The sequence below is a fragment of the Gardnerella sp. DNF01189 genome (genome assembly GCF_049244195.1).
Lineage (GTDB): Bacteria > Actinomycetota > Actinomycetes > Actinomycetales > Bifidobacteriaceae > Bifidobacterium > Bifidobacterium swidsinskii.
In genome coordinates this window covers 913,681-938,390 of record NZ_CP058385.1, presented here as the reverse complement: position 1 = coordinate 938,390, position 24,710 = coordinate 913,681, and the positions used below count along the sequence as shown (strand labels likewise).

Genomic DNA, 24,710 nt, shown 5'->3' with positions numbered 1-24,710 from the left:
TTGAATATTGTCTGCATTGACTCATGAATCTAGCGACTTGACGTTAGTACATGGGTAGGTGTATTTTTGATAGTCGGTGTCTTGCCGCGCGTGTTTTGCTGTGCGCAAGGCAAAAGTAAGCTTTCAATTGAGCTAAGGAACGAATTATGTACGCGATTGTGAAGGCCGGTGGCCATCAAGAGAAGGTCGAGGTTGGCGACGCCATTCTCGTGAACCGTCTCGATGCAAAGAAGGGCGATACCGTGGAATTCCCGGTCGCGCTCGTTGTTGACGGTGCTAAGGTAACCTTGAGTGCCAAGGATCTTGCTAAGATCACGGTGAAGGCAGAAGTCTTGAACGACGAAGCCAAAGGTCCAAAGATTAGCATTATGAAGTATAAGAACAAGACTGGTGTGGCTCGTCGCAAGGGTCATCGTCAGAAGTTGACTCTCGTCAAGATCACGGCCATCGCCTGATTGACGGTGTTATAAACCTGAAAGGACAGTGAGATGGCACATAAGAAGGGTGCGTCTAGCTCGCGCAACGGTCGCGACTCACAAGCGCAATATCTTGGTGTTAAGAAGTTTGGCGGTGAAGCTGTAGTGGCTGGCAACATTATCGTTCGTCAGCGCGGCACTAAGTTCCACGCAGGTCAGAACGTTGCTTTGGGCAAGGATCACACGCTGTACGCTTTGGTGGACGGCAATGTGAAGTTCGGTATTCGTCGCGACCGCAAGGTTGTTGACGTTGTTACCGCCTGAATCTTAGCTAAGCCTAAACAGATTCGACAATAAGTCGACAATAAAACGTTTAAGCCGCACCCCCGTTCGGTGCGGCTTTTTTGTTCTCGCATGTTCCCGAGAATTTAAGTGTTTATCTTCGAGTAAGGTAGCAGTATGAGTGATTTTGTAGACCGAGTAACAGTGCATGTAAAAGGCGGAGATGGTGGAAACGGATCTGCCGGAGTTCGTCGCGAAAAGTACAAGCCATTAGCAGGTCCAAATGGCGGTAATGGCGGTGACGGTGGTTCCGTTATTTTTGTAGCTGATCGTAACGCAAACAGCTTACTTGACTACCGCTTCATGCCTCACCGCACTGCAGAAAACGGTACGATGGGCTTAGGTGACACTAAAGACGGTTCAAAAGGTGCAGACTTAGTACTTCCTGTGCCTGTTGGAACTGTTGTTTTTACTGCACGCGGTGCTGTAGACTCTCAAAAGCGACCAGGCGAAGTTTTGGCGGATTTGCAACATGTTGGAGACAAATTCGTTGTGGCGCAGGGGGGTGCTGGCGGTCTTGGCAACGCAGCACTCGCAAACAAAACTCGTCGTGCCCCAGGATTCGCGCTTTTAGGCGAGCCTGGTGAAGAACGCGACGTAATTTTGGAACTCAAGTCTATTGCAGACGTAGCTTTAGTTGGATTCCCTTCTGCAGGAAAATCAAGCTTAGTTGCTTCAATTAGTGCAGCTAAGCCGAAAATTGCTGACTATCCGTTTACTACTTTGGTGCCAAACCTAGGTGTTGTAAGCTTCGGCAACTATCGCTACACAATTGCAGACGTTCCAGGCTTAATTCCAGGAGCTTCCGAAGGAAAAGGCTTAGGTCTTGAGTTTTTGCGTCATATTGAGCGCACAGAGATTATTGCGCACGTAATTGATTGCGCAACGCTGGAGCCAAATCGCGATCCAATTAGCGATTACCACGCTCTTGAGCATGAGCTTGCGCAATACGCTGATAAGCTTGAGCTTCCGTTGGGTGCGATTCCAATTCCTGAGCGTCCGCGCATTATTGTGCTAAATAAGGTCGATGTGCCTGAAGCTAAAGAATTGGCTGATTTTGTACGCGGTGAATTTGAGAAAATGGGATTGACTGTATTTGAGATTTCTACCGCGTCTCACGAAGGCTTGAAAGAGCTCGGTTTTGCGCTTGGACGATTGGTTGAAAAGATGCGCGAGAAGCTCGCTGCCGAGGAAGCAGCGCGTGAAGAAGAGCGTGTTGTCATTCAGCCTCTTGAGCAGCAGACTTCAGCTTTGCGTCGTCGCCGCGATGATGGACGTGGAAATAGTGCAGACTTTGAAATTAAGCGCGAGGAAGACAGGAATGGTGATTTTTGGTTCACTGTTACTGGCGCAAAACCTGAGCGCTGGGTTATACAAACGAATTTCGACAACGACGAAGCCGTTGGTTATTTGGCGGATCGCTTGGCAAAGCTTGGCGTTGAGGATGAATTGCGCAAGAAGGGCGCGCGTCCAGGAGACGAAATTCGTATTGGCACTGGGAATCATATGGTTTGCTTCGACTGGGATCCAAGTATCGCTGCCGGTGCAGAAGGATTGGACGGCGCTAACTTGGGTGCGCGTGGCAAGGATTTGCGAATCGAAGCGAACGATCCTCGCGGAGCAAGGCGCACGAATGCTGAGCGTAGACGAGATTATCACAGCATGATGGATGCAAAGAGCGCAGTTCGAGACGCGATGATGGCTGAGCGAAAGTCGGGTCACTGGGCGGATCCTTCTGTGGATGACGATCGCCATGATGAAAATAGCTTGTTTGGCCGTGGCGAAGAGCAAGAAAACTAGAAGAATCAAGGTCAAGGGGAATCTTATGAATAATCCAGAAATTGAGCTTACCGAAGATGGGGTTCGGTGTTCAATTCGTGAGGCGCGCACAATCGTTGTAAAAGTTGGCTCAAGCTCACTTACGAGCGCGTCTGGGCAGCTGGATGTGCAAAAGTTGCGCGCTCTTGTGACTGCAATAAGTCACGCGCAAATGCAAGGTGCTCGCATTGTGCTTGTGTCTTCTGGTGCAATTGCAGCTGGATTTGGTTTGCTCGGCTTTAATGAGCGTCCTAAAGATGTGCCAACTCAGCAGGCAACAGCTTCAGTTGGTCAAGGATTGCTTATGGCTCAATACGAAGCAGCATTTTCGCAATTTGGTTTCAGAGTCGGGCAAATGCTTCTTACTGCGGACGTTACTATTTCGCCGTCTCGCTACCGTAACGCTCAGCGCACAATGCTGCGGCTTCTTGAACTTGGCGTAATTCCAATCGTAAACGAAAATGATGCGCTTTCTAGCAACGAAATTCGATTCGGTGACAACGACAGACTTGCAGCATTAGTTGCGAATATTGTGCGTGCAGAAGCGCTTGTGCTGCTTACAGATGTGGATTCGCTTTATACTGCGCCGCCTAGCGAACCTGGCGCAAAACGAGTGAGCTTTGTGCCAGATGTGACGCGTGCTTTAGAAGAAGTGAAAGTTGGCGCAAGCGTTTCGGGTGTAGGTACTGGGGGTATGGTGACGAAGCTGGAAGCCGCGCATGTGGCGGCAGTTTCGGGTATTCCAACCGTGCTTACTTGCGCTGGAAATGCTGGTCCGGCACTGGCTGGAGATGCTGTTGGCACTGTGTTTGCGCCGGTGCATACGCGCGATTCTTCTAGGCGACTTTGGATTGGGTTTGCGTCTAATCCGCACGGAACTTTGGTGGTTGATTCTGGTGCTGCTAAAGCTGTGCGCGGCGGACGTGCGAGCCTTCTTGCGGCTGGTATTGTTGGTGTGCGCGGCGAGTTTTCGGCGACGGATCCTGTGTGGATTGACGATGAGCAGGGTAACCATTTGGCTAAGGGTTTAGTGGCTTTTGACGCGGAGGAAATTCCGGAGATTATGGGGCGTACGAGCGATGAGCTTGAAGAATCACTCGGCCGTCAGTATGCGCATCCGGTGGTTCATCGCGATAATCTCGTGCTTGTGTAATTGCTAGCGGCTTGTGTTTTGTCGATTTCATCGGTTGGTTTGGTGTTTTCGACAGTTTCGCTTGTTTCGCCCGTTTCGCGGCTTAAGGTTACACTGTAAATCATGGCAGAGAATATTGCAGAAACTTCATCCTCAGAAAATTGGCGCGTATTAAGCGAGCGTATTAACCGAGTCGCTCCGAGCGCAACTTTGGCAGTAGACGGCAAGGCAAAAGCTATGAAAGCTGACGGAATTGACGTCGTAAGCTTTGGTGCAGGAGAGCCAGATTTTCCTACTCCTTCTTACATTGTTGATGCTGCAACACAAGCGTGTAAAGATCCGCGCAACTATCGTTATACTGCTACTGCAGGTTTATCTGAGCTTAGAGAAGCAATTGCTCGTAAAGTGCAGCGAGATTCCGGATACGAAGTTTCCTCAAATCAAGTCGTAGTTACAAACGGCGGAAAGCAAGCTGTGTACGAAGCTTGCCAAATTCTTTTAAATGATGGCGACGAAGTTATTATTCCAGCTCCGTATTGGACGAGTTATCCGGAAGCAGTAAAGCTTGCAGGCGGCGTGCCTGTGCCGGTTTTGGCAGGTGCAGATCGCGGTTTTGAGCCAGATGTTGAGACAGTTGAGTCCGCTCGCACTTCACGCACGCGCGCAATTATCGTAACTTCGCCTTCGAATCCTACAGGTGCTATTTGGAGCGCGCAAACTATTCGCGCAATCGGCGAGTGGGCTGTAAAACACCATATTTGGGTTATTTCTGATGAGATTTACGAGCACTTGCATTACGACGGCATTTCGACTTCGTATATTGGCGTCGAGGTGCCGGAAATTCGCGAGCAGCTGCTGATTTTGAATGGTGTTGCTAAAACTTACGCAATGCCTGGCTGGCGTGTTGGCTGGATGGTGGCGCCGGAAGATGTTGCTAAAGCTGCAATTAAGCTTCAAAGCCATATGACTTCTAATGTTTCTAATATTTCACAGCGCGCAGCAATTGCTGCAGTCGGCGGTTCGCTGGATGTGGTCGCCACTATGCGTGAGGCTTTTGATGCTAGACGCAAAGCAATTGTGGAAGCGTTGAACAATATTGACGGCGTTACTTGTCCTCTTCCTCACGGCGCTTTTTACGCGTTTGCTAACATTGAGGCGTTGCTTGAGCGTCCGCTTGGCGGGAAGCGCGAACTGCCGCATACTTCTTCTCGATTTGCTGAAATGTTGCTTGACGAAGCGCATGTTGCTGCGGTTCCGGGAGAAGCTTTTGGTGCTCCTGGCTATTTGCGATTCTCTTGCGCTCTTGCTGACGACCAGCTTGCTGAGGGCATGCGTCGCATGAAGAAGTGGGTTGAAGCTTAAGCAAGTATGTATTGCAAAATAAGAACTTGCTTGCCGTTGCACAATGCGACACTCGCTTTTTGTGCGATGATATAACGAAATCATGCCCATGAGATAGTATGTCTATCTGGCGGTTTGCTATTTCGTTCCTTTTGGGGTATGATGAGCGAGTTCACCTTAGGGATGTGGCGCAATTGGTAGCGCAACGGTCTCCAAAACCGTAGGTTGTGGGTTCGAGTCCCGCCGTCCCTGCCAGTTTTTTGTTCAAGTTTTTACACGAAGGATTCAAGCATGGCGCAGGCACGCAGTACTAAGAAAGCAGTAAAGCATAACTTGTTCGTGCGTATTGGCATGTTCGTTAAGCAAACCATTGACGAGACGCGCAAGGTTATTGCACCTCATGGCAAAGAGTTGTTTGCTTGGTCGTCTGCAGTTTTCATATTTGTTGTATTTTTGATGGCTTTCGTCACCTGCATGGACTTCGGTTTGGGTAAGTCCGTAATGTGGCTGTTCGGCTGAGTTGAAATTGGCTGAGTTGAAATTTTGAAGGTGTATGCAAGATGACTGATGAATTCAATTTCGAAGAAGCGAGTGAAGCTGATGAGGCTTTTGCTTCTCATGATGCTGACGAAGCAAACGAGTCAGCTGTGAATGATGAAGCTGCTGCTTCTAGCGAGTCTGTTGAAGCTGATGTGGATGAGGAATCTGCTGATGTTGCAGCTGATGTAGCTGATGGCGCTGCTGCTGACAGTGTTGCTGATGTTTCTAACGAAACTGACGAAACTAGCGATGCTGATGAAACTACTGATGCTGACGATGCGAACGAAGCTGACCCAACTGATGCCGGCGCAATCGCTGTAGCAGAATTTTCTAAGAAACTTCGCACTTTGGAAGGCAAGTGGTACGTTCTTCACACGTATTCTGGTTACGAAAAGCGCGTGAAAACTAACGTCGAATCCCGCGTGCAGAACTTTGGTTTGGAAGATAAGATTTTCCAGATTGAAGTTCCTATGGAAGAAGTCGAGAAGCATACGGAAAAGGGTAAGAAGGTTATTACTCGCGTGCGTGTGCCAGGCTATGTGTTGATTCGCATGTGGCCGGATGAGAACGCTCGCCGTATTGTGCGCGAGACTGAGGGCGTGACTGGTTTCGTTGGTCCTTCTAGAGAGCCTGCACCATTGAGCCGCAAAGAAGTTGTGTCAATGATGGCTCCGATGATTGCTTCTGAAGCTTTGAAGAATGCTGGCGATAAGCCGGCTGCAGCACGTAAGCGTAAGGTTGAGGTTGCTTACAAGGTTGGCGATCAGGTAACAGTTACCGACGGTCCATTCTCAACGATGGCAGCTGTGGTTTCGGATGTGGAGCCTACAACTCAGAAGCTTACGGTGTTGGTTTCCATCTTTGGACGTGAAACTCCTGTGGAGCTTGGATTCAACCAAGTGGAGCCGATTGTTTGAGCTGAAAGCCTAGGCTTTTGTAGCTAGCTTTTGTAGATTTTATAGACCGGGGTGCGTATTGCACTCCGGTTTTTTTTGTTTTGTTTATTTTTTGTTTTTTGCTTTGCTTGCTTTTGCTTAGTTTTGTTTATTTACCGCGACACGCCGTAAAATAGGGAAATAATCCTAAATTTTCTTGCAATTACAGTGCTTTTATCAATGTAAATAATAAATATTTCCAAATATTTAGTTTGGCTTGCAAATAGGCGTGGGGGGGGGGTATAGTGCTGAGTGTTTGAGAAGAGCGTTTTTAGCAGAGAATTTTAGCGAGAATTCGAGTTTTTCAGTGCCGTTGTAATAACGACATTATGATATAAGAGGGCGAATTAGAAGGTAGGTGTATATGTTTAATTCGCATATATTTAGCCGTTTCCTTCGACTAGTGCGCTCAATTCGCCGTTCGTTATTTGCTTTTTTCGTGGCAATTACAATGTTGCTTGCTACTTTTGTGATTGCTCCAACTTATGCGTTGAGTGCTGGCGAAAGTGCTACTTCTACTGAGAAGGCTGAGGGTGCGAAGGCTGGTTCTACTAAAAACGATGGTGAATCGAATAAGCAGACTAAGCAGAGTGAATCTAATAATACTACTGAGCCTAATAAGAAAAATACTGATACTTCAAGTACTTTAAATAAAGATAATAAGGAATCGAAGCTTTTTGAGAAGCAGCATAATGCTAACAACAATGGTGTCGATAAGCCTAAGTTAGCTGAGACTGCTGTAAAGAAAAACGTTAAAGATGCTAAAAATAAAGCTGCTGATTCTGCGGAAGCTGTTAAAGGCACTGACAGAAGTGTGAATGAAAAGCCTGAACTTCCGGAAGCGTGTAAGAATAATAAAAGGTATAAGACTCCTGAAAAATGCTACAGCATTACTTATAATAGTGAGTTAATTATTAAAGGTACTGATAGTGAGCCTTATAATAGGGTTCCTCAGATTCTTACTCCAAAAATAAAAGTTGCAGGTAAAGTGCAGCAAACATTACCTGATGGCGTTTGGCTTGGGTTGGAAGAGTATGTTAAAAGTGATGATTCTGTGAAGTATGCTTTTTTCAAGGATAACAGTGGCAGTTATACTGTTAAATCTACGTATGGTGTGTCTAATAGCGATGGTTCTATACGTTTTTTTGTAAGCAAATGGATGGCAGCTAAGACGTATAAGTTTAAGTTTGTAATACATTATCCAGATGGTTCTAAATCCAGATCTAAGAGCATTAGGGAGAAACTTGATGAAAAGGATTTACCTAAGGCTCATCCCGGTGATTTGTCGCCTAGCTTATACGATTTTGGGAATGCGCAGGATGGTGTTGCGGTAAGTGGTAATAAAATTATTATAAAACCAAAGTCTAAAGGTTCAGCTCCTAGCGGAGGTACTGACGGCAGTACTACTGACAGTACTGATAAGAAAGATACTTACGATTCTATTAATAATAAGCTTTTTATTGATTCGCAGTCGGAAGCTAAGCCTGGTTCTATCTATCACCATATGATTTGCCATAAAGAGGGTAGTGGTGATAATGCTGATAGTTATACGTCAGACAGTGTTAATGGTTTGAGCTTTAGTACGCAGCAGTTCAAGCATATGGAAAATCAGAATCGACCTGATGAAAATGCAGAGAATTCTGCTGTGTATGAGAATGATGATTATACTGAGCGCTCTCAAAGCTGGATTAGTGGCACGCCTACGAAGGCTGGCACTTTTGAGTGCAAAGTGTTTGCTATTAAGGATGTTGACTTAAAACAAGACTTATCAACTCATAAAGAGCCACAATCGTCTAAATTGGCAAAAGAGTTTGGCAAAAGAGTCAAAACTAATAAAGATATGAAGTTATTGTTCGATAATCCAGAACGAAACATTGTTGAAGATAAGTGGGACAATAAAACATCTATTGCGAAAGGCGTTGACTGGGATTATAAGACTGTAATAATCCAGTTTGGAGATAAGCCAAAGCCAAAAATTAGTGATAATGATCTTACGCTGAAAGTGTATCCGTTTAAAACCAGCGATGGTTCGTTGCCGGCGGCATTGTCTAGCAGCAATAACAATATTTCTGCGATACTCGGCATGAGTTTTAAGCCGTTTGTTGATGCTACTTCTGCGGCGGATAGCACGAATAAGATTACGTTGCGCGTGCTGTGCTCGAAGGGCGAGAAGAAGAATAAGTCTCTTGAATACAATACTTGGAGCAGAAATCTTGACGAGCTTGGGTTGAGTGTGCCTGGGGATAAGGATCAAACTAGATGCAATAAAGCAGGAAAAGGCGATAACGAATGTACTGCGGATAAGATTGCGTCTCAAGCTTCTATGGAAGTGAGCATAAAGCCGACTAAGGTTGGCGATTACCAGTGCGTTGTGTTTGCGCTGAAGCCTGATGCTCTTACTAAGTTTGATGGTCTAAAAGGCAGCTTAACGCCTGATTCAATAAGCTCTGCGCTAACTGCTACTCCAGCGTCTTTTAAAGAAAAGAAGGATTTTGCTGCTTTTACGTTCAATATTCACTTGGCGAGTAATTTTACTTTGCCGAATACGGGCGGTCAGAGTTGGAATTTGCAGTTTGGTATTCTTGCCGCTCTGTTGGTAAATCTGCTGGCGGCTGGCTTCGTGGTAAGTCAAAGTGAGTGCGCTCGCAAATTAATTTTTGGAAGGCGGCGAGGCTTATGCAATCACGTATGAAGCAGTTGTATATGCATTTACTCGCTGTGCTTCGCATAAGGCGACTACGTACGCATTTGCGTATCAAGCCTTCCTGTTTCGCGCATTGTTTTATTGCGTATTGTTTTATTGCGCAGTCTTTCGGGATTCGGGAGCGTGATAACACAAGGTAAATGCCAAAAATTTTAAAACTTTACTCGTCAAGAGCATTATCAATGCAAACTAATTCTCTACTTGCCGTAAAACGGCATTACGAAAGGAGTGAACATGAAAAAGTTCACTAATAAATTCGTGGCGGCAGTTGCGTCGCTTGCGATGGCTGGCACGCTGTGCGTCGCCGGCGCTGTAACTGTGGCTGGAGTTGCGTGGGCTGGTGGTAAGCCGGTTCTTCCACAACCTTCTGTTAAAAAGGGTTCTAAGGCTCCGTGGGAGACTGGTGCTCCGGAAAGCGGTAGTTTAACTATTGTTAAGTGCAAGAAAAAGGATGTCTCTACAACTACTACTACCGTTGCTTCGTCTAGTACTGCTAATGCGTCCGCATCTAATGAGACAGGCAAAACGCAAGATACATCTTGCCCTGCTGGTTTTGAACCTCTTAAAGATGTTAGTTTCACTGTAACTAAAGTTGCATCCATTAAGGAAGGAACTAATGATGTTACTTTGAATCTTGCTCAGTATGATTCTTGGCAGAAGATTGCTGGTATTGTTTCTAAGCTAAACGCTCATCCGGAAGAAGCTGGAGTTGTAACTCTTGGAACTGGAACTGATGTGCACAATATGACTGCTACAGACAAGGATGGTAAGTCTACACTTAATAATCTTTCTGTTGGTTTGTATAAGATTGTTGAGAAGGTTCCTGATGGTTATGGTGCTTACGATTTCAGTAGTTTCTACATGACTTTGCCTTTGATTGAACAGAAGACTGATAATGGCAAGACCACAACTGTGTATGAGTATAATCCTGTAGTTAAGCCAAAGAATATTGATCTTTCTTCTGCAATTAAGAAGAATGTTGATAAATCTCACATTTTTGCTGGTGTAAAAGATAAAATTTACTACACAATTACCGCAAAGGTGAACAAGACTAAGATTGACAAGGATTTGACTGAGAAGAATCTCAAGGATTACGCTGTGTTCGACGATGCTCCAACCTCAGCGTTTACAGAACCTAATAAGGGACTTGATGCTGCTGTGCAGTCTGTAAAGTTCGGTACAGGTAGTGATTCTACCCTTACTAAGGGTGAGAACAACGACTACACCGTTACTGCAAAGGCTAATTCTGATAATGCTGAGATTGCTACAGCTGGAGATACTAAAGGTCTTGCTGCTGGTCACACTCGCATTCTTGTGAAGTTCACTGAAGCAGGTTTGAAGAAAATTGCTTCTAAGTTGAATAACGTTGCTGCTGGATCTGAGGCTCCTCAAGTTGAGGTTGAGCTTGCGTTTGACATAAGTAAAGCCTTCAAGGATTCTACTACAGATAAGACTATTACTAATAAGTCTGGCTTCTTCCCAGCTCATGATGAGGGTACTACTGCACCGAATCCTATAATTCCTAATGTTGATGGCAGTAAGCCTACAGTCAAGTTTGGTTATTTGCAGGTTGATAAGTACAATTCTGAAGATGAGAGTAAAAAGCTTTCTGGTGCTGAATTCAAGATATTTACCGACAAAGGTAAAGCAGATTTGTGCACCAAGTCTCTTAAGGAAAATACAGCAGTAGATGCGAAAGATAGTCCTTGCAAGGCCGCTTCTGCATTTGATGAAACTACTGTTGAAGGCGGTAAATTCTCTAATCCTTACAAGGCTGAAGCTGGTTCAACGCTGTACGTTGTTGAGGTTAAGGCTCCTGAAGGATTTGCTTTGTCTCCTGTGGTTAAGGAAATAACTGTTAAGGATACAACTACCAACGATAATCCTGATACTTTGAAATTCCCTAACATTCCATTGCATGGTGAAAAAGGCGGTAACAAGTTCTGGTTCAATCTTCCTGCAACTGGTGCTGCTGGCGTGATTCTGTTTGCGCTTGCTGGCATGGGCTTGATTGCAGCAAGCGTGTTCCTCTACATGCGCAATCGCAAAGAAGAGGAACAGCAGCAGAACGCTTGATCCGCTTTCTAAAGCTGGTCTTGTAGTCTAATAGCAAAGTGTGAGTCTAGGGTTTACTGAACTAAATCCTAGACTCACTTGCTCTAAAAACGTGTGTTTTCACGCGTAATTTGAAACAAAATTTACGTGTATAAACGTTACAAGGAAGAAGCATGAAATTAAACGACGCTGTTGTTAAAGTATATGCTTTCTTCAAGCAACTCAAAGCAAAACCCGTCGCTTCTGCAACCGAAACAACACCAGCCTCCACAGCAACGCAAACCGCAGCCTCCGCAACTGCAACAAAACCCGCTAAAAAACCCAAATCCAAACTCCGCCGTATTTTAGAGCCAATCGTTCTCGCGCTTGCAGCGATTCTGTGCTTCACGTACCCGATTGCGTCAACGTTGTGGAATAACAAGGTGTCGAAGGAGATTTCTGTAGCTTATGATCGGCTGAGTCGTAAGCAGACTGCGAGCGCTAGAGAGAAGATTTTGAACGCGGCTCGTCGTTATAATGCGCGCCACAAGTCGATTATTACGGCTGATCCGTACGATGGCACGACGGATTATATGAAGACGCCGGAGTATAAGGAGTATGCGAAGCAGCTGGATGAGCCGATGGGGATTATGGGTATTGTGAAAATCCCGAAGATTGGCGTTAAGCTGCCGATTTACCACGGTAGTTCGCAGGAGGTTTTGGCGTATGGCGCTGGACACTTGTATGGCACAGATTTGCCGGTTGGGGGTAAAACGCGTCACGCTGTTGTGACGGCGCATACGGGTTTGCCAAATGCGACCATGTTTGATGATTTAGTGGAGTTGAAGAAGGGTGATTTCTTCTACTTTGACGTGCAGGGGGAGACGCTGCGTTACAGGGTATTCCGCATTAGCGTGGTCGATCCGCATGATATTAGGTTGCTTCAACGCGAGAATGGGCGTGATCTGGCGACGCTGCTTACGTGTACGCCGTATGGTGTTAATACGCAGAGATTGCTGGTGACAGGCTATCGCGTGCTGCCGGATCCTGTTTCCGCGCCGGGCGATAAGTTGCAGTGGCCGCTTTGGATGACGATGTTTGTGCTCGCGCTTATTGGTTGCGCTGTGATTCTTACGACGATGATTATTGCCGCGGTTCGCAAGCGCCACCGCCGTGCTGCTTCACTTGCTCATGCCAAACATATAACTGCTTAGAATTGCTGTAATGCAGCGTGTCGCGAAGATTTAGAGAAATAACACCTTGATTTTCGTGAAAATTCGGCATATATTTACCCCTGATTTCGTGAAAATTTAGCATAAATTGACATTGATTTTCGTGAAATATATACTATAAAACAATAGTATTTTCAACGGTTTTGTGGTAATTAAGAGTGGTGTTATATGTTAAGGCGAAAATTTTATCAAAAAATGCTCGATTGGAAGAATGCTGATCGCGGTTCAACAGCGCTTTTAGTAACAGGTGCTCGAAGAGTTGGGAAAAGTACTATAGTTGAAGAGTTTGCAAGAAACGAATACAAGTCTTATATTCTTATTGATTTTTCGCAAGCATCAAAAGATGCGCTTCGGCTATTTGAAGATTATCGTTCAGATTTAAGCACTTTCTTTACATACATATCTGCACTATATGGTGTGAAACTTTATAACCGTGAATCGGTAATGGTTTTTGACGAAGTGCAATTTTTCCCACAGGCTAGAGAATTTGTAAAACAACTAGTTGCAGATGGCAGATACGACTATATAGAGACTGGCTCGTTATTGTCTATTAAACACAATGTTGAAACAATATTGATTCCATCTGAAGAACAAGAAGAACGCATGTATCCTCTTGATTTTGAAGAATTTTTGTGGGCTTTTGGAGAAGAAAATCTATCGAAAGTTATTAAAGATTCATTTGATGAGTTAAATCCTTTGCCAGATGTTTTACATAAAAAAGCGATGCGACTTTTTAGAGAATATATGCTAGTTGGTGGCATGCCGCAGTCTGTAAATGAATATGTTGATTCGAGAGATTTTGCTCGAGTAGATAGGGTTAAGCGTCGTATTCTTTCGCTCTATAGGCAGGATGCTGCAAAGTTTGCAAAAGGTTATGAAATGAAAGTTATGTCTGTGTTTGATGGAATACCAGCACAGCTTTCCAGACATGAAAAAAGATATAGGATTACTTCCTTAGGTAAGAATGCTCGTATGCGTGACTATAAGGATGCGTTTTTTTGGCTTTCGGATGCGAGTATTACAAATAATTGCTACAAATCTACAGATCCAAATGTGGGATTGAATCTTAATGCAGATGATGCGTTAGTAAAATGTTATATGGCTGATACCGGTTTGTTGACTTCTATGATACTTTCAGATAGTAGTATTGCGTCTAATGATCTGTATAAAGAAATTTTATTTGGAAAAATCTCAATTAATGAAGGAATGCTAGTTGAAAACGTTGTTGCGCAACAGCTAATAGCATCTGGACATCGCCTATTCTTCTATTCAAATAGAGACAAAGAAAATTCGGAAAATACTATGGAAATAGATTTTTTGATTTCTAAAGCTTTTCAGGATTCTGCTGGCAAAATGCGTATATCTCCTATTGAAGTTAAATCTGGGAATGTGTTTAAAACAGTTTCTCTTGATAAATTTAAGAACAAGTTTTCAAAAAGAATTGGAACTAGTTATGTATTTGCTCCTAAACAGCTTAGCGTTAGAAAAGATTTGAATCTCGTAATATTACCACTTTATATGTGTGGATTGGTGTAGCGTTCCGACCTGCCTTCGCGCTGCTATGTAGTGCACTTATTCCTCACGGCTTAGCCGTTTGGCTGATTTGGCATGACATGCCGTAAATCAGGTACAAGCGCACTACATAAATGTGCTGTGCGTTTGTATTAAAACCGATTTTTTTGTTGCTTTTTATTTGTGGAATCTTATAGAATTATATTTATGCGCTGATGCATGCTAGTTTTGCTAGTTGTTAGATGTTTTATGGCTTGTGATTGATTTTTGGGAATAACCCTGATTGCTTGCGATTCATGGGTTTTGTGTTAGAAATGTAGTTTTTGTTGTACAGCGCTAGGTTTTACGCACATTTTTTAGGAGTGATCTTATGGTAGAGGGGAATAAAAATCTAATTATCGCTGACTCTAAAAACGCGTCTGTTGGAATGATAATAGACGCTGAAACAATAAAAGAGAAAATCTACAACATTCGTAATCAAAAAGTCATGCTTGATTTTGAGCTTGCTGAAATATATGGGTATACTACGGCAAGATTCAACGAGCAGGTAAAAAATAACATAGAAAAGTTTGATGATGACTTTATGTTTCAGCTAACTGCTGATGAGTTCAAAAACTTGATGTCGAAAAATTCTACATCAAGTTGGGGTGGTCGCAGAAAGCTTCCATATGCTTTTACGGAGCAAGGTATTTATATGCTCATGACTGTGTTAAGAGGCGAACTTGCCATAATTCAGTCGAAAGCGCTTATTAGAACCTTTAAGCAAATGAAGGATTATATTGTTGAAAATAAGGATTTTATTGGCGCGAAGGAATTAGCTAAGCTTGCGATTCAAACGAATCAGAATACTAATGATATAGCGGAAATAAAATCTCAAATGGCAACGAAGGAAGATTTTAATAAGGTAATGGATAATTTTATTAATCCAGATTCGTATAAACATTTTCTTCTTATGGACGGCAATAAAATAGAAGCGGATCTTGCGTATTGCAAAATATATAAATCAGCTAAGAAAAGCATTTACGTTGTTGATAATTATATTGGTCTTAAAACATTGGAACTATTACGGTTTGCTGGTGAAGGGGTTGAAATCGTAGTTTTTAGTGATAACGCTAGGAGCAAGAATATGCTTACGGAAAGCATGTTGGGTGATTTTGTAAGCGATTGTCCTGGTGTTGATTTGAAGTTTAAGACTGCTGGCAGAAAGTATCACGATAGGTATGTGGTTATAGATTATGGAACGGATGATGAGGCTGTTTACGTTTGTGGCGCTTCGTCGAAAGATGCTGGCGGCAAAATTTCGACTATTACGCGAATAGAGTCTTTGAATTTGCGCTTGTATCATGCGATGTTTGATGAGTTGTTAAAGAATCCTGAGTTAGAGTTTTAACATTTTATAATGTTCTAGTGTTTTGCGCTCAACTTGGAAGTAGACTTCCAACTTTTGCTGTTGCGCAAATGTAGTTGCGCAAAGGGAGGTGCGTATGACAACAATCTTTAACGTGGCATCGTACATCCTTGATATTGCTGGAACTATTACTACTATGAAGCGTCAGAAGTTAGCTTACTATTCGCAAGCGTATTCTTTGGCTACTACTGGATATCCATTATTTAACGAGGATTTTCAGGCATGGAGAAATGGTCCTGTTTGCCCAGAATTATTCGCATTGCATCGCGGTAAGTTTTTGATTCGTAAAGGGGAGTTTGTGCTTCCTAGCACTGATAAGTTGAATGATGATTCTTTAACAGATGGCCAAAAGCTTCTTGTGGAAAAAGTGTGCAAAAAGTTTGCTGAGTGTTCTGGTAGTGATTTGAGTGCTATGACACATCGTGAGGATCCATGGAAGAATGCTTATGATGCTACTAATAGTTCGGCAATATGCGTTCAAAAAATTACTAAAGATTCTTTGAAAGATTACTATTCAACTCATAATTTGCTTAAGTAAATGTGATATTCTCTTGTTCTCTTATTTGCTCTGAGTTAGTTATAGCGTTGCTCGAGATTTGTGGAGTTTGTATTAAGAGCATAGAAGTAAAGCATGATATGGTAGCTTGAAAACAACGCAATACTTATAATTCATGCGAATCGTCTTACAAAGGGATTTTTACAAGAGATAAGGGATGCGAGATGAGTAAGAATACGTATACTGCGGAAAATGGGTTCGTTATTACTGACGATATTGTTGATAAGTGGGCTGAGGAGGCAGAAGATAATTTTCCTGGTGCCACTATTACAGAGTTTGCTGGAAGAGCTTAGGAAGATGAAACTCAGCCGTTGAAACCGCGTACTGTTAGGTTAAGTGATACCGTTTGGCATTTAATCGAAGCCGATGCAAAGCGCAGAAAAATGACTGTGAGTGCGTGGACTAGAAACGCTATACTTAACGAATTGTCTACTGAGATAGCTGCGCAAAGATAGTTGCGCAAAAGTAGCTGCGTAAAAATAGTTGCAGATTTCGTAATGCAGCGTGTCGCGAAGATGTGGCATAATAGGAAGGCTTGTGACTGGAGGAGGAATCCGCTAGCACAGCACAGCAATACAAGATGCGGGAGGAAGCTGCAAAACAGCTTTATAGCAACGTTTCGTAAGTGCTTTACTTCTGTAAGAAGCGACTATATCAGCGTTTGCAACAACCGTTTGAACCGCTTGTACAAGAAAGAAGAACCATATTATGGCTCCGAAAAAGAAAGTCTCCGCGCTTATTAAGCTCGAGATTCAGGCTGGTAAGGCAAATCCAGCCCCACCACTGGGTCCAGCATTAGGCTCCCACGGCGTGAACATCATGGACTTCTGCAAGGCCTATAACGACCAGACGAAGGACAAGATGGGGCAGATTGTCCCAGTAGAGATCACCGTTTATGAAGATCGTTCCTTCACCTTCATTTTGAAGACCCCACCAGCCGCTGCTTTGTTGCTTAAGGCTGCTGGCATTCAGAAGGGCACCGAGAATCCATTGACTCACAAGGTTGGTTCTGTGACCAAGGCTCAGGTGCGCGAAATCGCCGAAATTAAGATGCCTGACCTCTCCGCACGTGACGTCGAGGCCGGTATGAAGATCATCGCGGGCACCGCTCGCTCGATGGGTATTACCGTTACCGACTGAAAGGGAGTGTAGAAATGGCTAAGCGTTCTAAGAAGTATCGTGAAGCGGCTGAGAAGATCGACCGCAATAACCTGTACACCCCAGCTGAAGCAATTGCTTTGTTGCAGAGCATGCCAAAGCACGCTTTCGACGAGTCCGTTGAGGCTGTTATGCGCCTTAATGTGGATCCTCGCAAGGCTGATCAGTTGGTTCGTGGCGTTGTGAACTTGCCAAACGGCACCGGTAAAACCGCTAAGGTTTTGGTGTTTGCTCGTGGCCCAAAGGCTACTGAGGCTCAGGAAGCTGGCGCCGACATCGTTGGTGATGACGAATTGATCGAAAAGGTTGCCGGTGGCTTCCTTGACTTCGATGCAGTTGTTGCAACCCCAGACATGATGGGTAAGGTTGGCCGCTTGGGTCGTGTTCTCGGTCCTCGTAGCTTGATGCCAAACCCAAAGACTGGCACCGTGACTATGGATGTAGCCAAGGCTGTTGCTGACATTAAGGGCGGTAAGATTGAGTTCCGCGTGGATCGCCAGGGCAACCTGTCCTTCCTCTTCGGCAAGCTCTCCTTCGATGCTAAGGCTCTTGAAGAGAACTTCAAGGCTGTCGCAGACGAAATCCGCCGCTTGAAGCCAAGCACCATCAAGGGTCGTTACATTACTAAGGTAACTGTGACTTCTACGATGGCTCCTGGTGTTCCAGTTGATATCGCCAGCATTGCTGCCTGATTTATTGCTTGCGTAGCTTATGCGAAAGCATGGCTGGTACGTAGTAAATTAAGTTTAAAACTTATAAACGCTGAAAATGTGCTCTTTTGAGTCATGTTTTCAGCGTTTTTTGTTACTGCGTTTCTGCGTTAGTAACGAGTAATTGCGATTAGCGTTGCTGGTGCAGTACGCAAACTGTGTTGGTAATGAATAGGTGACTGGAGAGGTTGAGGGCGCGTGGTCGTGCGCGGCGTGTCGCGCAAGAGTGGCTATATTGCAACGGTTTTGCGGCTGGTTGGGGGAGTATTCAGGAGTTTTCTGAGAGTTTTCTGAGAAAAATCTTTAAAAACCTTGAAATTGACATTTTTACGAAAAATAATGCGTAATACTGTATTTTTTACTTTTAAAAATAGTTTGACTGAAATATTTCCGTAAAAATATAAATGTTTTCTGTTAATGAGTTGTGCGTCTGCTCTTGACTTTTTCGAACGGGGGGGGGGTATGTTAATAACAGCTTCCGGCTGGATATTCTGCGCTGGTAGTTATTCACAAAACTTAAGTTGTGAATGTTAATTTTTTCTTCGCGCGTTTGGCGTGAAGGAGAAGAAGAAAGGAAAATATTATGTTGAATAAGAAGGCTATCGCCGCACTCGCTGCTGGCGCCACCCTCGTTTCCGGCTTGGCTTTCGCCGCCCCAGCAATGGCAGAAGAACCAGGTGCTGGTGCACAGAACCCTCCTGCAGAGAATAAGCCTGCAGAGAATAAGCCTGCAGAGAATAAGCCTGCTGCTCAGGATGAGAAGGATGATAATTGGCAATATGAGACTGAGGACCCTGGTGCTCTTGCTGATCGTTTGAATGCTGAGAAGGCTGCTAAGGTTGCGGCTGACGAGAAAGATAAGTATGAGCATACTCCATTTGGCAATATGGACACGGATTACAAGAAGTGTGTGAAGCTTTACGGTGAAGATTCTCTCGAGTGCAAAGCTGTCGCTGACTACCTCAAGCGTCATGGTCAGAAGGTTGATGACAAGGCTAACGACAAGAAGTCTGACAAGAAGTCTGACAAGAAGTCTGACAAGAAGTCTGATAAGAAGTCTGCTCCATTGGCTAAGACCGGTGCTGCTGTAGCTTTGGCTGCTGTTGCTGCTTCTGTTCTTGCTGGCATGGGTGCTGCTCTTCGCAAGATCCGTCACTAAGCTTTTAGCACATTAAGTGTGTTGATTGTTTAATGATTTGTGAGCGTGCCGTACGTGAGTATGGTGCGCTCACTTGTTAAATCTTTCACTCAACGTGCTGCGAATGCTGTTTAGTGTTTTGTGGCGGGTTTGCTTTCGGGCTTTTGCATGATTCTACTGTTTTGCCAAATCTCTTTCTTCACGGTAGTGTTGTGCGCTGGTTTTCGGGGGCGTGACTGTTGAGTGTTTGGCTGGCTTGTTTGTTAGGGAAACGAGTCGGTTTTGTTAAAGGGCTTGGGTTTGGTGCTACTAGGGGCATCAGTCTCCAAGTCCTTTCTTCGTATGTGTCTGCTTGCTGACTGTACTATTGCTAGATGTTGTTGTTGCGATGCGACCAAAACGACTCAGCTGTGAGTAGTTTATGTCGCCTGCGCTTTTAGTGACCAACTTGTCTAGCGGTTCACTTGCTTACTCATCTGCTCACTAATCTACACATCTATCTACTTATATAATTAACCATCCTCCAACAAGCATATTTACTCTTCCTGCTTCTCATGTTCTTTTTTATACTTGAATCATTAAATAAAAAATAAATAGTTTTGTTAAATTTGTGTTGGGCTATTTTGGTTGTGGATGGGGGTGTTTTATGTTAAAGACAGAGCAACTTATAGATAAACTAAAAAGTAAGGGTGTTGCTTTTCAAGAATGTACAGTTGAGGATGCTGTTTCATTTTTGAATGAGCATAATTATTATGTTAAAGTTACTGCCTATAAGGCAAATTTTCATAAGCATAATGGTAAATATGTGGGTCTTGATTTTATGGCTCTAAAAGATTTATCTACTATTGATATGTATTTACGACGTTGGATTATTAGTGCAAGTCTTAGCGTGGAACATTCTTTAAAAGTCAATATATTAAAAGATATACAAGAAAAAAATATTGATGAATTCAATATAGTAAGTGAATATATTGCAAAATATCCTCGTATTATAACAGAGCTTGATAATAGACGATCTACTGCGTATGTGAAAACCCTATTGGGTAAGTATAATCACCCTAATTATCCTATATATGTTTTTCTAGAAGTGATTCCATTTGGAGAATTCGTTAATTTTTATAAGTATTACTGTGCAAAGTATGAATATGATGGATTTAATTGTACATTGCTGGACAATATAAGAAATATACGGAATGCTGCAGCTCATAGCAATTGTGTTATTCATGATTTAACAAATAAAGCTGGGTTTTACAATAATTATTTAGTTTCTCGAGTTGTTAAGTTGTTGGCAGGTGTGAAAAAGAGAACTATTCAAGACAGGTTGAAAAATAAATGCGTGCAAGATTTTATTTCGCTGCTTATTGCGGTGGATGATGTTATAAAGAGTGAGGATTTAAAGAGTCATTGTTTACAGGAAATCAAGGAATTGTTTGACGGTAGGATGGTTAGGAATAAGGATTTGTACAAGTCGTCTACGTCATTGCAGCAGATGTATATTTTTTGTAAAGAGATTGTACATAATGTACAGCCATCATAGTAATTTATTAAATACGATTTGAAAACGAAAGTTTTGCGGGCGATGCATTTATGCGTCGCCCGATTTTTTTCTGATTACATCTGAATTAGTTAGTGGTATTTTTGCTGGAGGTGCGTATGACAACAATCTTTAATGTGGCATCGTACATCCTTGATATTGCTGGAACTATTACTACTATGAAGCGTCAGAAGTTAGCTTACTATTCGCAAGCGTATTCTTTGGCTACTACTGGATATCCATTATTTAACGAGGATTTTCAGGCATGGAGAAATGGTCCTGTTTGCCCAGAATTATTCGCATTGCATCGCGGTAAGTTTTTGATTCGTAAAGGGGAGCTTGTGCTTCCTAGCACTGATAAGTTGAATGATGATTCTTTAACAGATGGCCAAAAGCTTCTTGTGGAAAAAGTGTGCAAAAAGTTTGCTGAGTGTTCTGGTAGTGATTTGAGTGCTATGACACATCGTGAGGATCCATGGAAGAATGCTTATGATGCTACTAATAGTTCGGCAATATGCGTTCAAAAAATTACTAAAGATTCTTTGAAAGATTACTATTCAACTCATAATTTTTTGCGGTAAGCGCTGCGTAGTAGGAGATGTGCAGTAAGAGCTGCATTTTCGATATGTAATACACTTCTACTTATGCGTTGTCTAAGCGACCAAAACAGCACGTGCGTGAGTAGTTTAGGTCGCCTACGCAAGAAAATCCGGTCTAAACATCACGCGCGCGAGTAGTTTAGGCCGCGCGTCTTTATTGTCGTGCACTTCGTCTTAGTGCGAATCACGAATTCTGCCAATTGTTATAGCTGTTTGCAGCACATAAGCGGCGCGCGGATCCGTAGCATCCCATCCTGTAGTTTGCGCAACTTTACGTAAACGGTAACGAACAGTATTTGGATGCACATTAAGTTCGTGTGCTGTTTGGTCAAGAGCTCCACCAAAGCGTAAGAACATGTCAATAGTTTCCAGAGTCGGATCGTCATGATTGTAAGGAGCCAAACTTTGATACACCTTGTTGTAAAGAGTATCAAAAGCTGTGGCATCGCCAATAAGCGCTCGTTCTGGAAGCAAATCATCTGTGTGAATGATTTGCGGCAAATGCTTTACTGCTGGAGCAACAGCAATCGCGGCAAGAGTAGCAGTAAGAGCGGAAGAAATCTGCTCAACGCCTTCAACCATGCTGCTAACACAAATCGTCTTATGAGAATTCTCAAAAACTTTGCACAGCTTCTCTAAAGCCTGATCGCTAGGATTTTCGCGCACAGCAAGCAGAATAATATGAGAAGGCGCTGCAAAAGTAGAAGAATTTTTCGTAGATGCTGATATCAGTGCTTGCGTTTTTTGCCAAGCTCCCGTAATGCGCTGCAAAGCACTACTTTGTGTGCGCTCAACTATTGCATCATACGCATTGCAACTACCAAGCTGTGGCCAAATATTTCGACGCAAAGTGTCAGTGTTATCAGGTGGAATATCTGGTGCTGGCTTGCGATTTGGTCCGTCATCTGGCTTAATTGCAGTGCCGAAAGTTCCTGCAATAACAATAACTTTTGGCGAATCTGACCATTGAAGTAAATGCATGAAAGCGTCAATACGAGCGTCTGCAATACCATTCATTAAACACGTGGCAATAATCGAGTGTAATTGCAAGCGCATCGCCGCGTCAAAAACTTGGCCATCACGATTGTCGAAAATTCTAAGCGGTTCCGAGCTAGTTGATTTTTGCGCGCTGGGCAATGGAGTAAAACTCGGTGAATTATTACCTTTAGTATTTTCAGAAGATTGACTTGAATGACTCGAACGACTTTGATTTGATGAAAGACGATGCCACAAGTGGTGTTTGTGCTTTTCTTCGTTTTCTTGCTCTGCTTTAGATTGCTTTGCTGTAGAAGAGCTTTCTTGATCATTTGATACAGCGTTTACTTGCGTTTTGTTTAACTGTTGATTTTCAAGAGAATTGGCAATATTAGAATCCTCCGCGTGCTTTTCTGCTGCCTGTACGCTTGCTAGTATCGAAAGAAAATCGTTACTAAGTAAGCTGTTTCCTGCAAGTTTATCTTCATAATTTTCTTCGGACATAACAGAAGAAGCAGCGCTGCTATCTTGCGCAAACTGAGGTGTATTCTTCTCGTCCATCTTATGCCTTTAATCCTAACCTTCTCTACTATTATAGCGCGATTGAGTAAAAGTATCTCGCCAAAAAGTAAGTGCTACAAAGCAGAAAACAAAAGCTAACGGTAGCATGTGTCGCTCAAAATTATTAGCTGGAGCAAGAATCATAACTCCAACTAGCAAGGCAAGTGGAATGTGCCATAACAATGTGCGCCAACGGCGAAGAATAATTTCTGCAACTCCAATAAGTAGTGTAAAAATAACGAAAGTATTTCCGTGAATTGGCCAACTTAAAACAGGAATATCACTAAACGTGCTAATGTCTTCTGCAAATTTAGTTCGCCACTTAGGATTCCAATATTTAATCCAATCAGATTTGTGTATGCTGTCAGTGTCTATGTAATATTCTGGCCCAACATACGGGCGGTCAAAAATATCAAAGTATCCGTAAGTCTTCGCAAGAAAAGCGTCAGTTGCAACGAGTGGACTATGCGTAATCATTTGCCACCAAGCGAAATCTAATTTACGAATATTATCTTTAGTAACGTATCGCCAACGATAACTCACTTTTTTAGACTGCAATCCGGAAGATTTCACAGGATCTGCGTCATAAGGTTTGTATGCTTCTGCAGTTTGATCCAGATTAAAAATTGGTGCAATAATGCGCTTTGCGCTACGCGGTATGCTATGCGGATCGAGCTTAGCTATACGTGCAATTTGTTGTAACTGAATGCCGCGACTCTCAATAGGATCGCCGCTAATAATAGCACCGCTCGAAATAAGCATAATTAACGAGCCGTGAATCACAACGATTGGAAGCAAAATTCCGCAAACCCACAAACGCCAGCGTTTGCGCTCAAAAATAATCAAAAGCACGAATTGAACAACCAGAATATACCAAGCGTATTTTGCAGCAATAAGCATTACGCACACTGAAACAATTAATTCCAAAACAGTGTGAAGTCTAGGCTTTTGCGCATTTGGCTTTGTGCTAGGTGTATTTTTAGTGTCCTTCGCATGATAGCAATTAGTTAACTCGTAATTTATACCAAACCACCAAACAAAAGCGAATGCAAAAAGCGGAGATTTTGTAAGCGCAATAGTTGAGCACAACACAAGCGGATTAAGTAAAAACATAAGCAGAATAACGAATCTTGCAAAAGTTGTTGTGCTGCAATTTGTTGAGCTAGATTCTGCATCAAGCCAAGGTTTGTTTAAGAAGCGGTGTGCTGTTGCAGAAACGCACCATGCTGCAAATACAAATTGTGCAAAGGCAAGAACTACAATTCCAGCGTCGTTTGAGTCGGTAAAGTATCTGGAGACTGCTGTTGTTGCGCCATAAATAACAGTTAGAACAATGTTGTGCTGATTTGTTAAATAAGTTGGATAAGTTGGCCACAAGTAGTGCGCAGTTGGGTAAATATCCATTGGGACAAAGCTAAAGAAGCCGATATAAGGCTGATCTAAGCCTGTAATTTTATTCCAAGTCCAACTGTACTCGCGAATTTGCGAGCATATATCTGCACCGTATGCGGCAAGTAACGTAACTGGAACCCAAATCCAGCCCACGAAAAAAGTAAGAAGTAGGTTTCTTCTGTTGCGAGTGGAGTGGTTAATGAACCATTTAGCGCAATTAAAAAATAGTTTTGCAGATTTTAAAAGAAAATGCGAAATATTGCGGAAAATAGTGTGTTTAGTAGTAAAAATTTGTAATTTTGAATGTTTTTTATTTTCACTATTTTTTCTTAACGCAATTGACTTTATTAATTTCGTAAAACGTTGATATTTAGGCAAAAACTTTTTATTTTTACCATAGTAAATAAGCGCAGTCAGTATTAATGCGTATATTATGAAGGCAGCAACGAAAATAAAAGCATTAACCAACGAAAAATCAGCGATTGATCCTAAATGAACTTTAATATCTTGACTGCGGAAAATTGGTCCCAAGCTAGTGCAAAAAGCAAGTACAAAGCATAACAAAGCAGCAAGAGTGTAATCTAAAAAACGTGCTACAACAGCACGCAATTTGCGCGGCTTCTTGTACTGCGTTTTGCGACGTATGCGCTCCATGTGTTAACACCTGCTTAAT

Annotated in this window: 21 protein-coding genes and 1 tRNA gene; 20 read left to right on the top strand and 2 right to left on the bottom strand. The window is 43.1% G+C overall.

Annotated elements, in window-relative coordinates:
- Positions 1–146: 146 nt before the first annotated feature.
- From rplU to HXT41_RS03630, 20 genes are all read left to right on the top strand, one after another.
- Complete coding sequence (gene rplU / locus HXT41_RS03725; protein WP_004111933.1) at positions 147–455, top strand: 50S ribosomal protein L21; 309 nt, start codon at positions 147–149, stop codon at positions 453–455.
- Positions 456–488: 33 nt separating this feature from the next.
- Positions 489–740, top strand: a complete 252-nt coding sequence (gene rpmA / locus HXT41_RS03720; RefSeq protein ID WP_004106248.1) for a 50S ribosomal protein L27 — start codon at positions 489–491, stop codon at positions 738–740.
- Between the two features lie 135 nt (positions 741–875).
- A complete protein-coding gene (gene obgE / locus HXT41_RS03715; protein WP_116994983.1) occupies positions 876–2,558 on the top strand; it encodes a GTPase ObgE in 1,683 nt (560 codons plus the stop codon).
- Positions 2,559–2,583: 25 nt separating this feature from the next.
- The gene (gene proB, locus HXT41_RS03710; RefSeq protein WP_004109151.1) at positions 2,584–3,729 is read left to right on the top strand and encodes a glutamate 5-kinase; all 1,146 of its coding nucleotides are present in this window, start codon (positions 2,584–2,586) and stop codon (positions 3,727–3,729) included.
- Positions 3,730–3,831: 102 nt separating this feature from the next.
- Complete coding sequence (locus HXT41_RS03705) at positions 3,832–5,070, top strand: pyridoxal phosphate-dependent aminotransferase (protein WP_116994982.1); 1,239 nt, start codon at positions 3,832–3,834, stop codon at positions 5,068–5,070.
- A 158-nt stretch (positions 5,071–5,228) separates the two neighbouring features.
- Positions 5,229–5,304: transfer RNA gene (locus HXT41_RS03700), tRNA-Trp, on the top strand.
- Positions 5,305–5,340: 36 nt separating this feature from the next.
- Positions 5,341–5,568, top strand: coding sequence for a preprotein translocase subunit SecE (gene secE / locus HXT41_RS03695; RefSeq protein WP_004106254.1), 228 nt, complete (start codon positions 5,341–5,343; stop codon positions 5,566–5,568).
- Positions 5,569–5,609: 41 nt separating this feature from the next.
- Positions 5,610–6,506 (top strand): transcription termination/antitermination protein NusG, encoded by an 897-nt coding sequence (gene nusG / locus HXT41_RS03690; protein WP_004109157.1) that lies wholly within the window; start codon positions 5,610–5,612, stop codon positions 6,504–6,506.
- A gap of 382 nt (positions 6,507–6,888) precedes the next feature.
- Positions 6,889–9,216 carry a hypothetical protein gene (locus HXT41_RS03685; RefSeq protein WP_116994981.1) on the top strand — a complete coding sequence of 776 codons (2,328 nt, stop codon included), beginning with the start codon at positions 6,889–6,891 and terminating at the stop codon, positions 9,214–9,216.
- Positions 9,217–9,462: 246 nt separating this feature from the next.
- Positions 9,463–11,304: a SpaH/EbpB family LPXTG-anchored major pilin gene (locus tag HXT41_RS03680; RefSeq protein WP_248893522.1), complete on the top strand. Its 1,842-nt coding sequence runs from the start codon at positions 9,463–9,465 to the stop codon at positions 11,302–11,304.
- Between the two features lie 152 nt (positions 11,305–11,456).
- The gene (locus tag HXT41_RS03675; protein ID WP_102703256.1) at positions 11,457–12,476 is read left to right on the top strand and encodes a class C sortase; all 1,020 of its coding nucleotides are present in this window, start codon (positions 11,457–11,459) and stop codon (positions 12,474–12,476) included.
- 186 nt (positions 12,477–12,662) lie between these two features.
- Complete coding sequence (locus HXT41_RS03670; protein WP_033888488.1) at positions 12,663–14,030, top strand: ATP-binding protein; 1,368 nt, start codon at positions 12,663–12,665, stop codon at positions 14,028–14,030.
- A 346-nt stretch (positions 14,031–14,376) separates the two neighbouring features.
- A complete protein-coding gene (locus tag HXT41_RS03665) occupies positions 14,377–15,396 on the top strand; it encodes an ORF6N domain-containing protein (RefSeq protein ID WP_012914476.1) in 1,020 nt (339 codons plus the stop codon).
- A gap of 94 nt (positions 15,397–15,490) precedes the next feature.
- A complete protein-coding gene (locus HXT41_RS03660) occupies positions 15,491–15,952 on the top strand; it encodes a Panacea domain-containing protein (protein WP_421788557.1) in 462 nt (153 codons plus the stop codon).
- Positions 15,953–16,134: 182 nt separating this feature from the next.
- Entirely contained in the window at positions 16,135–16,263 is a 129-nt protein-coding gene (locus tag HXT41_RS03655) for a hypothetical protein (protein ID WP_004109178.1), read from the top strand.
- A gap of 415 nt (positions 16,264–16,678) precedes the next feature.
- Positions 16,679–17,110: a 50S ribosomal protein L11 gene (gene rplK / locus HXT41_RS03650; protein ID WP_004118588.1), complete on the top strand. Its 432-nt coding sequence runs from the start codon at positions 16,679–16,681 to the stop codon at positions 17,108–17,110.
- A gap of 14 nt (positions 17,111–17,124) precedes the next feature.
- The gene (rplA, locus tag HXT41_RS03645; RefSeq protein WP_004106273.1) at positions 17,125–17,820 is read left to right on the top strand and encodes a 50S ribosomal protein L1; all 696 of its coding nucleotides are present in this window, start codon (positions 17,125–17,127) and stop codon (positions 17,818–17,820) included.
- Positions 17,821–18,421: 601 nt separating this feature from the next.
- Complete coding sequence (locus HXT41_RS03640; protein ID WP_421788555.1) at positions 18,422–18,997, top strand: peptidase; 576 nt, start codon at positions 18,422–18,424, stop codon at positions 18,995–18,997.
- A gap of 625 nt (positions 18,998–19,622) precedes the next feature.
- Positions 19,623–20,513: an Abi family protein gene (locus HXT41_RS03635; RefSeq protein WP_421788553.1), complete on the top strand. Its 891-nt coding sequence runs from the start codon at positions 19,623–19,625 to the stop codon at positions 20,511–20,513.
- A 116-nt stretch (positions 20,514–20,629) separates the two neighbouring features.
- A complete protein-coding gene (locus tag HXT41_RS03630) occupies positions 20,630–21,091 on the top strand; it encodes a Panacea domain-containing protein (protein WP_421777268.1) in 462 nt (153 codons plus the stop codon).
- Positions 21,092–21,283: 192 nt separating this feature from the next.
- Here the strand turns inward: HXT41_RS03630 and HXT41_RS03625 are convergent, their stop codons facing one another.
- Positions 21,284–22,645 carry a PucR family transcriptional regulator gene (locus HXT41_RS03625; protein WP_004109186.1) on the bottom strand — a complete coding sequence of 454 codons (1,362 nt, stop codon included), beginning with the start codon at positions 22,643–22,645 and terminating at the stop codon, positions 21,284–21,286.
- A 15-nt stretch (positions 22,646–22,660) separates the two neighbouring features.
- The gene (locus HXT41_RS03620; RefSeq protein WP_116994975.1) at positions 22,661–24,691 is read right to left on the bottom strand and encodes a DUF6020 family protein; all 2,031 of its coding nucleotides are present in this window, start codon (positions 24,689–24,691) and stop codon (positions 22,661–22,663) included.
- Between the last annotated feature and the right edge of the window lie 19 nt (positions 24,692–24,710).